Origin of the sequence: Waltera intestinalis (assembly GCF_009695995.1) — a bacterium.
Lineage (GTDB): Bacteria > Bacillota > Clostridia > Lachnospirales > Lachnospiraceae > Acetatifactor > Acetatifactor intestinalis.
This window is the reverse complement of record NZ_VUMU01000001.1, coordinates 15,694-27,814: the sequence shown is the minus strand read 5'-3', so window position 1 is coordinate 27,814 and position 12,121 is coordinate 15,694. Positions and strand designations below refer to the sequence as shown.

The following is a 12,121-nucleotide window of genomic DNA, read 5'->3' as shown; positions in this document are numbered from 1 at the left end:
TTCCGCAGATGATTAGAAGCTGCGGATCTTGTCTCCGTCATCCTCGGTGTTTTTCAATGCCTTGATCTCCACGTCATAGCCCACATTAGCATTGACCTGCACATGGACCACATCTCCTACTTTTTTGCCAAGGAGCGCTTTGCCCAGGGGGGACTCGTTGCTGATCAGACCTTCCAGGGAATTACCGCGGACGGTGGTCACGATCTTGTAATCCTCTTCCGTGCCGTCATCGATAAATTCCACGGTAACGGTGTTGTTGATACCTACCTCATCCGCTGCGGAGTTCTCGGAGATGACCTTTGCAGTCTTGATCATTCTCTCCAGATAACGGATGCGGCTCTCATTCTGATTCTTATACTTTTTGGCTGCATAGTATTCAAAATTCTCACTGAGATCGCCGTGAGCTCTGGCTTCCTTCACGTCCTCCAATGCCTTGGGACGTACCACCAGCTTGCGGTACTCGATCTCATCTTCCATTTTCTTAATGTCAGTGGGTGTTAATTCGTCGTACATAATATAATCCTTCTTTCTACAGCTGCATCGCATAGATCACTGCCAAAGACAGAATGATCTGAATGATTGCAAAACGGAATACGGTCTGTGTATTGGACCAATCCCACACCTTACGCACATGATCGTGCAGTGGGGTACGTACATTTTTCAAAATATGGATCTTCAGGAAACGAAGCAGAGACACCTTAAGAAGTCCCAGTCCTCCGTCCAGGATCAGCACCAGCGCCAATGGGATAAACAGGAGCGGGCAGCCGCTCTTCAAAATGGCGATGCTGATGAACAATCCCATGGCCCGGGAACCGGCATCCCCCATCATCAGCTTACTGGGTGTCGCATTGTACCACAGATATCCCAGAATACATACGGCAAATAATAGGATCAGGAAGGAATAGGTCTCGTCGACCTCCTTCATGCGGTCTACAATATAGATGGAGATGATGGTAATGATCGACAGGGTTCCGGACAGTCCGTCCACACCGTCGGAGCAGTTGGTCACATTCACGGAGGTCCATACCAGAATTACCGTGAGAATGGCGAATACCACAGGCGGCAGAGTGAACTTTACATGGAACAGCGCCAGTTCCACCACGTTGGAATTATATTTCAGGAAAGTGATGGCTACCAGTGCCGCCACGCACAGATCTAAGAAACCTTTTTTGTACTCACCCCATGGAGTCTTGGAAGCATCGTCCAGAAATCCCGTCATCATGCATACCACGATCAGCAGCAGGTAGATCACCAGCTCTGCGCTTAAAGGCGAAAACAGTAGAACAGATGCCACAAATGCCAGGACAAAAATAATTCCGGCGCCTCTGGGTTTCCCCGCGGACAATTTTCCATCATGGGCAAATTCTCTTCCGGCATCCCTGGGCAGATACGGACTCAATTTCGCCGTTGCCAGTACCGTAGCACCAAAAGCAAAAAGAATTCCAAAAAAAGCAAGAAGAGAACTGCTTCCCTCCGGCAAGATCATCTGTAACATACGAATCTCCATTCCTCACAACACTCTCATGCTGTATTTTCTGATAAATTTCATAACTGTCCGGCGAGGTCTTCGTGGAATGAACGTCCCAGAACAGTTACAAAACATTTTAACACAAATATACCGGAATCTCAAATAATTTCCACAACAGTTCAGTCGAACTGTTGCATTTGACAGTCCCCTCACGGTGGACTACTATATTCTTATGAACACTTTCTAAAAAATAGCCATAAAAGGAGAAATGCCCTATGATGATCCACAAGATCGATCCGCATAAATATTATCCGGAATTCCGAAATCAGGAGCCAAAGCCTTCCGATTATCTGCTGTTATTTGATGGAGAAAAAGTATTTCTGCCCTCCCATACAGGAAACGACGCTGCTGTTGCGGGTTCTTCCGCGAATGAAGGTATTGTGAAGCATCCTCAGGTATATCTTCCTACCTTCGAGGAAATTCACAAGCTATTGGGAATCCGTCAGCCTATGGAGCGTTTTTTCCTCGACTGTGAATATCTCTTTTCCATCGATGACAGAGCATTCTTCCGCAAGACCGCAGAGGACGCCGGTGCTCTCATGCTCCCGGAAAATGACCTCTATCCTTCCGGTGTATTCCGTAATTTTGAACCGGAATATCTGGCATTCGCCGGAATCACTGCCACCCAGATCAACCGTTTCCGTCTGGACCGGAAGTTCTGCGGCCGCTGCGGGCATCCCACAATTCACAGCACCACAGAGCGGGCCTGCATCTGCCCGGAGTGCGGTCAGATCGAATATCCCAAGATTTCTCCCGCTGTCATTATCGCCATCGTGGATACCGAGCGGGACAAGATCCTGCTGACCCGTTACGCCGGCGGTTCCTATCGTCACTGGGCACTGGTGGCAGGCTTCGTGGAAGTCGGCGAGACCTTCAAAGGGGCTGCCCGCAGAGAGATCATGGAAGAGGTAGGTCTTAAGGTCAGTGATCTGGTCTATTACAAATCCCAGCCCTGGTCCTTCAGTGATTCCGCCATGATCGGCTTCTTTGCAAAGCTGGACGGTGATCCCACGATTACTTTGCAGGAATCCGAACTCGGTGAAGCAAAATGGTTCTCCAGAGAGGATGTACCGGATCTACCCTCCACTATCAGTGTCGGTCAGGAAATGATCACCTTATTCAAGAATGGCGGGGATCCATTATCTCAATAAGCGGCACTTCTTCGCCACCTTTACCAGCAGATATCCCTTTGGGAAGTTGCGAAGCTCCTGCTCCGTGATACCCCGCATCAGTATCAGCATGACAAAATACACTACGGCAGCGATCACGATTGCCGGAATGACAGAGATCCGCATGGACTTCGTCACCATATACAGACCTTCGTAGATTGCCCAGGCTGCCGCTCCCATAAATGCAGAGGCAAACACCGGAATGACAAAAGTCTTTACAATCTCCTGTCGGTAGCCTACCGCTCTTCTTACCGCCCACTGGTTCAGCACACACATCATACCGGAATACAGCGTATTGGCGATGGCAATGCTGTACAGATCCAGACTCGTGAACATCAGAAGCAGCACTGCTGCCACCGTCTGCACCACCAGCGAGATCCCCGCATTGATGATCGGGGTATTGACTTTGCCCAGCCCCTGTAAAATGGAACTGTTTAATGTCGACAATGCATAAAAGATAACCGACAGTGACAATGTCATTAAAAGGGCTGCCGCCAGGTTCAGTTCCTCTGCCGTCTTATTCGTGAACAGCAGACTGATCACCGGCTTCGCCAGCACAAAAAGTCCCACAGCGCAGGGAATCGAGATCACCATGGTAGTCTTCACTGCCAGTCCGATCTTCTCTCGGGCTCCCTTCACATCCCGGGCTGCCATGAGCTGTGCTACGGAAGGAATCATAGCAGATGCCATAGCAGATGCAAAGGCTATGGGAATATTAGACATTGTCAGGGACTGTCCGGAGAAAATACCATATTTTTCATAAATAGATACCGTATCCAGATTACGAAGGGACGGATACCATTTGGTGTAGATACTGTTGTTGACCGTACTGCTTAAGTTATATACAGCCGTACTCAAAATAAATGGGGTCACCACCAGTGTGATCGTCTTGAATATCTGTCCGTAGGAATCCACATGTTCATGCCTGTCACGCTGCACTCTGCGCAGGATCATTCCACGATTCAGAGCATAGACTCCCGCCATAAAAAGCAACGCCACTAATACGCCGACGCCGGTACCCAGTGCACTTCCCACGGCACCGTAGGTTGCTCTCATCACCTGCCCTGCCTGATCAGCCGGAACCTCCATCGTTCCCATAAACATTTGGATCAGAAGATATGCCGCGCCTACGCTGACTACCGCATTGGCGATCTGCTCCAGGATCTGTGATACGGAGGTCTGCGCCATGCTCTTATGTGCCTGAAAATATCCCCGCAGAACACCCAGGATACCATAGACAAAGATCGTCGGTGCAAAGGTACGCAGTACTGTGACTGCTGCTCCGGACACGAATAATCCCGCTCCGAAAAACAGAAAAAGGCTGGCTATACCGCCAACCACCAGTACATAGATCATGGCTCCGTGGAACAATCTGTGGGCGTTGCGATATTCCTTCTCTCCCAGCTTCTGTGCGATAGCTTTGGAAATTGCCGAGGGAATACTATAAGAGGAAATCAACAGAATGATCGTATAATAGTTATACGCTGACTGGTAATAACCAAGTCCCAGATTTCCGATGACACTCTGTAAAGGGCCCCTGTAAAGGAGCCCTATGATTCTGCTGATGATTCCGGCTGCCGCCAGAATTCCCGCCTGCATGATAAAATTGTTCTTGGAACTGTTCTTATCTGCCATATGTTATCTTACCTTATTTCAGTTCTTTATCCGATCAGCCAGTCATACATCTCCTGATATTTCCCGGCAGATACCTTCCAGGAGTAGTCAGTGGCCATGGCACGATCCACGATCTTATTCCACTCTCTCTTCCTGTCATAGTAAATATGCTCCGCATAGCGGATTGTATTCAGCATCTCGTGTGCATTGTAATTCGTAAAGCTGAAGCCGGTACCGGTGCTCTCATACTCATTATAGGGCTGTACAGTATCCTTCAGTCCGCCGGTCTCTCTGACGATAGGTACGGTACCGTAGCGCAGCGCGATCAACTGACTCAGACCGCAGGGCTCGAACAGGGACGGCATCAGATAAGCATCACAAGCCGCATAGATTTTATGGGACAGTGCATCCGAATAATAAATGTTGGCAGACACCTTGTCTCCATACTTCCAGTCGAAATGACGGAACATATTCTCGTAACGTTCCTCACCGGTGCCCAGTACCACGAACTGGATATCATCCTGACACAGTTCATCCATGACATAAGCGATCAGATCCAGACCCTTCTGGTCTGTCAGTCGGGATACCAGACCGATCATCATCTTCTTATCATCTACGCGAAGTCCCAACTCTTCCTGCAGGGCACGCTTATTCTTCACCTTTTCCTTGCGGAAATTCACTGCATTATAGGCTTTTACGATATTTTTGTCTGTCTCCGGATTGAACTCTCCATAGTCGATACCATTGACGATACCGCGCAGATCATGACTTCTCGCACGCAGCAGTCCGTCCAGACCCTCACCGTAGAACGGCGTCTTAATCTCCTCCGCATAGGTATCACTTACGGTAGTCACCGCATCCGCGAATACGATACCACCCTTCAGCAGGTTCGCATCCTTATAAGCCTCTAACTTGTCAGAGGTAAAATAATACTCCGGCAGTCCGGTAATGCTCTGCACCGTCTTCACGTCCCATTTTCCCTGGAACTTCAGGTTATGTATGGTGATAACGGACTTCATGTTGCGGTAGAAATCTCCACCATGGAAACGCTCCTTCAGGTATACAGGGATCAGGCCTGTCTGCCAGTCATGGCAATGGATCAGATCCGGCTGGAAATTCAAAAGCGGTAATGCCGACAGCACTGCCTTACAGAAATATGCATACTTTTCGATCTCATATCTGGGATCATCCCCATAAGGCTTGAAACCACCAAAATAGCTCTCATTATCAATGAAATAATAATGCAGCCCGGCATCTTCCGCTTCCAGAACACCTACGTACACATTCTGCCAGTTGAAATCCATGTAGAAATGTGTCACATACTTAAGTTTATCCTTCATCTCCTGCTTCATACAGGTATACTTCGGAATAAACACTCTTACATCAAAATACTCCTTGTCAATATACTTCGGCAAAGATCCTACGACATCCGCAAGTCCTCCGGTCTTGATAAAAGGTACTCCTTCCGATGCGGCAAAAAGAATTTTTTTCATGTAAACCCTCCACATATGCTACGGCTTGTATTTCAAAACATAGATTGATTATACCATGTTTACGATTCATAGAAAAGAGGGCAGCGATAATTTACAAATCTTTTAGAGTCTGCGGTTTTGCCTCAGTTTCTGTAGGAAAGTCGGATCCTGTCAGCGATCAGCGCGATAAATTCCGAATTGGTAGGTTTGCCTTTTCCCGTGTCGATCGTGTAACCGAACATGGCATCCAGGGTCTCCATGCGCCCTCTGCTCCAGGCAACCTCAATGGCATGGCGGATAGCGCGCTCCACGCGGCTGGGTGTGGTCTGAAAACGCTTGGCGATGGTGGGATACAGGATCTTCGTGATGGAACTGATCATCGCCGGATCCTCCACCGACATCATGATAGCTTCCCGCAGATACTGATACCCTTTGATATGTGCCGGGACTCCGATCTCATGGATCATATCCGTGACATCCTTTTCCAAGTCATGGATGACTTCCTGGGTCTGTTCCTTTTTTTCTGTCGCTTTTACTGTGCTGTCTTTGGCATTTTTCGTAGAAGGAACCGTGATCATAATTTGGAATTCCTTGTTGGCATTCATCAGATCCCCCAGGATTTTGTATACTTTTTCATTATCCTTTGTAGTTGTAATGTTTAATTTTTCCATTAAACTACCTCCATGACTACAAAACTACTTTTTTCACGTACCGTTCTATTATAAATAGATATGCGTCATGGCTTCAAGCAGAACCCATCGCAAGATTTTTCCAAATTTCGCAGGCTAAAACGTTAAAAAAGGCGCCCGGAATGACCCGGACGCCAATAAGAGGGAAAATGTATAAGTAGAAAAACTACGAGTAAAGCGAATTAAATTAATGATGCTCTGCCAAAGCGTGAAGTGCTTCCTTGATGGCTGCCTTCACAGTCTCATCCTGTTCTGCATTCAGTCTGTGCAACAGATAGGTCTTGGCATATTCGGTGCCGATGCTACCTAATGCTTTTGCTGCTTCGATTCGGATCTTCGTATCCGGATTGTCGATCATGTGGGCAATGCTGTTAACACTGTCTTCATCCTTGATCCGGCTCAGAGCTTCCAGTGCGGCTACCACCACGGTGTCATCGGAAGAACTCAGATATTTGATGATCTTGTCGGATTTTCCTTTCTCCTGAAATTTTTGAATCTTACTTAAATCATGTTGTTCCATAAACACGCGCCTCTTTCTTTCTGCCAGCGCGGGGGGCGGTAAAATCGTCTCCGGATCATCACTATATGTCGCCTGTGGTGATTGGCTTCTCTTGATAATGTTATGATAACACCTTATCTGTCAGAAAACAATTATAGTAAAATGAAGGATTTCTAAAAATTCTATAACCTAGATCCACTTGTCCCATCACGCTTTTTATACTATACTGATATCATCAAATCGAAAGAAGGTACTCTCATGACAAAACAGGAAATCAGCGAGATCAAAAAGCTGTTCACCCCGAAAAACTGCTCCATCACACGGATCTGCGGATGCTATGTGGATGGAGAGAAAAATAAAAAAACAGAATTAAAGCAGGCGTTTCTGGCACTGCCGGAAGAGGAAATGTTCAAGTATTTCGAGATTCTGCGTAAGAGTCTGTCCGGCACCATCGGCAAGAATCTGCTGAATCTGGAGTTCCCGTTAAAGAGTGAAACGGAGGGCGGCACGCAGGAATTTCTCCTGCGTCTGCGGGACAGCCGTCTGAAGGACGATGCATTGCTTGAGCAGTTCTACGACCGCATCATCGAGTCTTATGAATATGTAGGCAATTATCTGATCCTGCTGATCCACGATGCCTACGATGTGCCGGGACGCACCAGAGACGGTATCGAGATGGAGGATGCTTCCGATGAAGTCTATGACTATATCCTTACCTGCATCTGTCCTGTGGATCTGTCCAAGCCGGGACTAAGCTACAACGCAGTGGAAAACACCTTCCAGAACCGTATCCGCGACTGGGTGGTAGGTATGCCGGACGCTGCTTTCCTGTTCCCTGCGTTTAATGACAGAAGCACTGACCTGCACAGCACTCTGTACTATTCCAAGGATGCGGAGGAATTAAAGGAGAACTTCGTGGAGCTGATGTTAGGCTGTCCTCTCCCCCTGTCCGCAGGCGGTCAGAAAGAAACCTTCCAGTCACTGGTGGAGGAGACATTAGGCGATACCTGTGATATCGAGACAGTGAAAAATATCCACGAGAAAATGAATGAGATAGCCCAGGAACATAAAGAAGATCCCGAGCCTGTGGTATTGGATAAAAATGAAGTAAAGACCATTTTTGCCAGCAGCGGTGTAGCCAATGACCGCATGGAGGTCTTCGACCAGTGTTTCGATGCCACTGCCGGTGAATCCACCTCCCTCATGATGACCAATGTCTACAATCCCCGCAGTTTTGAGGTCAAGACACCGGATGTGGTCATCAAGGTCAATCCCGAGCGCACGGATCTCGTCAACACGAAACTGATCGACGGCAGACAGTGTCTCGTCATCGAACTGGACGGTAATATCGAAGTCAACGGCATCGCCGTCCGGGCTGCCGGAAGCGGAGCCTCTGACAATTCCATAGGCGATTAAAACATCTTTACTATATTCATGAAGTCAGGGGCTTTTGCCCCTGACTTTGTTGCCGACAAATTATTCCGTGCTGTGCACTCCCACAATTCTAACCAATCATATACATTGCATTATGATGCTCTCACACTTTGGATATCCGATCTGAGAGCTGTTCAGTGACAGTGTATAATTATCTGCCATTCCCCATTTCTGATCCGTATAAAAATTGTAGTTCGTTCTGCGCCTTTTATCTGTATCATTTATCATCTTTACAGCATCTGATTCACTGACATTGTATAGTTTACAGATGCGCTGTACCTTTTCCGGCATATTGCCGTGTATGAAAACATTCAGTACATCATCTCTGCTTTTTAAGATAAAATCCGCATTTCTTCCTATGATCACACAGCTTTCCTTTTCAGCAATTTCCAGGATCACTTTTCTTTGTGCCTCATACACTATGTCCTCGATCGATTTCCCGGTAATGTCACGTCCTGTAAAGGCATAGGCAAACATACCTTTCTTAGGAGATAACTCTGCATTTTCCTGAATATATTTCGGTGACAGTCCTGACTGCTCTGCGATCTGGCCTATGATATCCTTATCATAATAAGCGATACCAAGTTTTTGGGCCACTTCTTCACCGATAAAACGGCCGCCGCTTCCAAACTCTCTGCTGATTGTGATGATCTTTTTTGTCATAGCTGTTTCCTCCTTAATCTAAGCTTTCTACTTTGTTCCTTTCGATTTTCTTTAAAAATACATATCCTGCCAGACATGCTATAAACTCCGTAATGGGAAATGACCACCAGATCAGAGAAACTCCCATCTGTCCGTTTCTTACAAAAATGGAGAATATCCCGGCAAGCGGTAATATAATGACAAGCTGTCTGAGCAGTGAAATCACAAGGGATTCCAAGCCTCCGTCCAATGCCTGGAAAATTCCCTGATATGCTACATTGATCCCTGCAAAAATAAAGCTGATGGAAATAATTCTCATTGCTCCGATAAAATATTCTCTTGACTGTCCTGCATTAAATAAAGTTGCAAAAGCCCCCGGGAATATTTCTGTGATCGCCACTCCAATGAACATAAGTACGATCGTATATAGCAATCCATATCTGATGCCATCCCGGATTCTCTGTTTACTATGCATTCCGTATGCAAAAGCAATGATCGGCGTGATCGCATCTCTAAGTCCGAAAGCAAGAAATAACACAAACTGCTGTACCTTATAGAACAATCCGTATGCGGTCTGCGCCGAAGGACTGAATTTCAATATCAGGTTCATCACATAAACCATGATAGACATAAGTGCCTGTGCAATAATGGCCGGCAGCCCGATCGCATAGATTTCCCTGATGATCCCTCCATCCGGTTTCATGTATTTTACACTATGCTCAAATTCCTTATTGCATTTTATGTGGAAGACAAACAACAGTACCGCAGACGCAACCTGACCGATCACAGTGGCATAGGCAGCTCCCTTTACTCCCATTTCAGGGGCAGGACCGATACCATAAATCATAATCGGATCCAGAATAATATTGACCACTGCTCCCACGACCTGGCCGATCGTAGAATACAGGGAACGTCCTGTTGCCTGCAACTTTCGATGCTTTTTTCCCATTCCCCTGTCCAAGTGTTCTCGCAAGCAGCGCATTTGTCCCTACTCCGGTTCCGATCGCAACTGCTACCATAAGCATCTGAACCGGGAACGCCAGCGTAAGTGCATTGAGCGCAGACTCACTTCCCGATCTCATATTTCCAACAAAGGCGCTGTCCACAATGTTGTAAACTGCCTGCAATGCCATAGATAATATCATCGGTATTCCCATCTTCACCATGAGCTTATTTACCGGCATCTCCTTCATCTTGTTACTTTCTGCCATCTTCATTTCATCCTCCTTGTTTTGCTTTTTTGCACAAAAAAAGTGTGTACTCACCGCATAAGCTGGACTTACGCTGATAAGCTACACACTTTTTATTGCATTATATTTTTCTTTTTTGAAAAAGTCAAACAAAAAAATTTCTTTATTAAGAAGTTTTCTATATCACATCTTGAAGTATTGCATGCTCTCGGCCAGCTCGTCAGCAATCCTCTTCAGCTGGTCGGCACTGTCATACACCTGTCGGAAAGTATCCAGAACCTCCTGTGTCTCCGCATAGGTCTGCTGGGTGCTGTCTACATTGTCATGCGCGATCTGTGAAAGCTTCTCCAGAGCCTCCCTGACTTCTCCACGGGACTCGGCCAGTCTGCCGGTGCTCTCTCTGATCTGCAGAATGCTCTGCATGGAATCCTCAATCTCCTTCAATACCTCAGAGACATTTGTTCTGGTCTCCTGCATGCTTCCACTCTGTTCGTTGATGATCTCCTGCATCCGCTGCATGATCTCCATTTCACGGGCAGAATCTACCATCAATGCTTTCGTGGTCTCTTCAATTTCATGACCGGACTGGTTGGACTGCTCTGCCAGCTTTTTGATTTGGTCCGCTACGACTGCGAAGCCTCTTCCGCTCTCTCCGGCTCTCGCCGCTTCGATGGAAGCATTCAGGCTCAACAGATTTGTCTCCTCTGCGATGGAAGTGATGAATTCCATCGCGCTATTAATCTTCTGGATCGATACGTTGGTGCGGTCGGTCTGTTCTTTTACTTCTACGATGATCCGCTCCACTTCTTCATTGATATGGCACAGCTGTGCGAGCGTATCTGCGGTCTTCTTACTGGACTTCTGCATGGATGCGGCATTTTGGTTTAATGTATCCACTTCTGTGGAGGTCTCTGTAATATGTTCTCCCATGATCCGCATGTTCTCGGAAGTACTTTCGGAATTCTTCGACTGCTCCGTAGAATTTGCCACCACCTGACTTACAGCGTTCTGCACTTCATTCATGGTGCCGTTGGTAGTATCTGCCGCAGTTCCCAAAGCCTTGGAAGCCTCCAACAGACTCGCAGAATTCTCGGAAATTCCTTTTAATATTCCCTTCAAGGTATCCTTTAGCTTTACTGTAACCCGCGACAGATCTCCGATCTCGTCCTTCCTCTTTAACATCTTGTCATCGACCCAGACGGTGAGATCCCCCTCTGCGACCCTACCCATGATGCTGATACTCTTCTTGATATTGTGGCTGATAGAGGTTGCCAGCTTCAGCCCCACGCCGATACACAGGATCATTGCCACGCATACTGCTGCACCGATGCCGAAAATGATTCCATTTACTACCGCATCCTTGCTTTCTTTATCGGTACCCACAAATACCATACCAATAATCTCATCATCGGAGCCATTCTGATAGACCGGCATGAAATAGCCATAATTCATAACACCGTCCAGCGATACAGAATTGCTGAAATATTCCTCGCCGTTCTGTAAGACCTTCTCCACAATCCGCTCTCCTGCCGGAGAATTCAGAATACGATCCCCATTACTATCCAGTGCGGAGGTCATGATTCTGCGGTCTCCGTAGAAAAAGGTTACGTCCATTCCGGTATTGTCTTTGATTCGGTCCACCAGACTTTCGGAATGTGAGATATTATAGCTGCCTTTCCAGATGTCGCCATTACTGGATTCCATATAGTCACCGGTGTTCTGGTCATACGCTGCCAGCGTTGCCGCAGCAGTTCCCTTCAGTCCTTCTTCGATTTCCTCCATCATGGAACTGCGTACCGTCGTCAGCATAAAAAAGATAGATAACAGTCCCAACAATACTACCGGTCCGATGGTCATTGACAGAATCTTTTTTTGTATACTCAT

9 protein-coding genes and 2 pseudogenes are annotated in these 12,121 nt (G+C 47.0%); 2 read left to right on the top strand and 9 right to left on the bottom strand.

All coding sequences use genetic code 11. From position 1 onward, the window contains the following. Window positions 1–12: 12 nt before the first annotated feature. Both greA and FYJ59_RS00130 read right to left on the bottom strand, forming a co-directional pair. A complete protein-coding gene (greA, locus tag FYJ59_RS00135) occupies window positions 13–513 on the bottom strand; it encodes a transcription elongation factor GreA (protein WP_022153558.1) in 501 nt (166 codons plus the stop codon). Window positions 514–529: 16 nt separating this feature from the next. After that, the gene (locus FYJ59_RS00130) at window positions 530–1,495 is read right to left on the bottom strand and encodes an MraY family glycosyltransferase (protein WP_154494781.1); all 966 of its coding nucleotides are present in this window, start codon (window positions 1,493–1,495) and stop codon (window positions 530–532) included. Window positions 1,496–1,746: 251 nt separating this feature from the next. On the opposite strand from FYJ59_RS00130, the gene nudC reads away from it, so the two are divergent. Beyond that, entirely contained in the window at window positions 1,747–2,679 is a 933-nt protein-coding gene (nudC, locus tag FYJ59_RS00125) for an NAD(+) diphosphatase (RefSeq protein WP_154495011.1), read from the top strand. Here the strand turns inward: nudC and FYJ59_RS00120 are convergent. The 4 genes and pseudogenes from FYJ59_RS00120 to FYJ59_RS00105 all read right to left on the bottom strand — a co-directional run bounded on the left by FYJ59_RS00120 (window position 2,668) and on the right by FYJ59_RS00105 (window position 6,992). Further along, on the bottom strand, window positions 2,668–4,332 hold the full coding sequence (locus FYJ59_RS00120; protein WP_154494780.1) for a putative polysaccharide biosynthesis protein: 1,665 nt from the start codon (window positions 4,330–4,332) through the stop codon (window positions 2,668–2,670). The genes nudC and FYJ59_RS00120 overlap by 12 nt on opposite strands. 26 nt (window positions 4,333–4,358) lie before the next feature. Then, on the bottom strand, window positions 4,359–5,804 hold the full coding sequence (glgA, locus tag FYJ59_RS00115) for a glycogen synthase GlgA (protein ID WP_154494779.1): 1,446 nt from the start codon (window positions 5,802–5,804) through the stop codon (window positions 4,359–4,361). A gap of 122 nt (window positions 5,805–5,926) precedes the next feature. Further along, window positions 5,927–6,271 (bottom strand): annotated as a pseudogene (locus FYJ59_RS00110) (sporulation initiation factor Spo0A C-terminal domain-containing protein); the annotation flags it as partial. 388 nt (window positions 6,272–6,659) lie between these two features. Next, the gene (locus FYJ59_RS00105; RefSeq protein ID WP_154494778.1) at window positions 6,660–6,992 is read right to left on the bottom strand and encodes a HEAT repeat domain-containing protein; all 333 of its coding nucleotides are present in this window, start codon (window positions 6,990–6,992) and stop codon (window positions 6,660–6,662) included. Between the two features lie 237 nt (window positions 6,993–7,229). Here FYJ59_RS00105 and FYJ59_RS00100 point away from each other — a divergent pair, with 237 nt between their 5' ends. Beyond that, window positions 7,230–8,387, top strand: coding sequence for a DUF4317 domain-containing protein (locus FYJ59_RS00100; RefSeq protein ID WP_154494777.1), 1,158 nt, complete (start codon window positions 7,230–7,232; stop codon window positions 8,385–8,387). Between the two features lie 96 nt (window positions 8,388–8,483). Here the strand turns inward: FYJ59_RS00100 and FYJ59_RS00095 are convergent, their stop codons facing one another. From FYJ59_RS00095 to FYJ59_RS00085, 3 genes and pseudogenes are all read right to left on the bottom strand, one after another. Further along, on the bottom strand, window positions 8,484–9,068 hold the full coding sequence (locus FYJ59_RS00095) for a cytidylate kinase-like family protein (protein WP_154494776.1): 585 nt from the start codon (window positions 9,066–9,068) through the stop codon (window positions 8,484–8,486). Between the two features lie 13 nt (window positions 9,069–9,081). Next, window positions 9,082–10,258: pseudogene (locus tag FYJ59_RS00090) on the bottom strand (MATE family efflux transporter). Window positions 10,259–10,420: 162 nt separating this feature from the next. Beyond that, window positions 10,421–12,121: a methyl-accepting chemotaxis protein gene (locus FYJ59_RS00085; RefSeq protein WP_154494775.1), complete on the bottom strand. Its 1,701-nt coding sequence runs from the start codon at window positions 12,119–12,121 to the stop codon at window positions 10,421–10,423.

Coding starts and splice junctions, on each gene's coding strand:
- FYJ59_RS00100 (WP_154494777.1), top strand. CDS start 7,230: ATGACAAAACAGGAAATCAGCGAGATCAAAAAGCTGTTCACCCCGAAA.
- greA (WP_022153558.1), bottom strand. CDS start 513: ATGTACGACGAATTAACACCCACTGACATTAAGAAAATGGAAGATGAG.
- FYJ59_RS00105 (WP_154494778.1), bottom strand. CDS start 6,992: ATGGAACAACATGATTTAAGTAAGATTCAAAAATTTCAGGAGAAAGGA.
- glgA (WP_154494779.1), bottom strand. CDS start 5,804: ATGAAAAAAATTCTTTTTGCCGCATCGGAAGGAGTACCTTTTATCAAG.
- FYJ59_RS00085 (WP_154494775.1), bottom strand. CDS start 12,121: ATGAGTATACAAAAAAAGATTCTGTCAATGACCATCGGACCGGTAGTA.
- FYJ59_RS00095 (WP_154494776.1), bottom strand. CDS start 9,068: ATGACAAAAAAGATCATCACAATCAGCAGAGAGTTTGGAAGCGGCGGC.
- nudC (WP_154495011.1), top strand. CDS start 1,747: ATGATCCACAAGATCGATCCGCATAAATATTATCCGGAATTCCGAAAT.
- FYJ59_RS00120 (WP_154494780.1), bottom strand. CDS start 4,332: ATGGCAGATAAGAACAGTTCCAAGAACAATTTTATCATGCAGGCGGGA.
- FYJ59_RS00130 (WP_154494781.1), bottom strand. CDS start 1,495: ATGTTACAGATGATCTTGCCGGAGGGAAGCAGTTCTCTTCTTGCTTTT.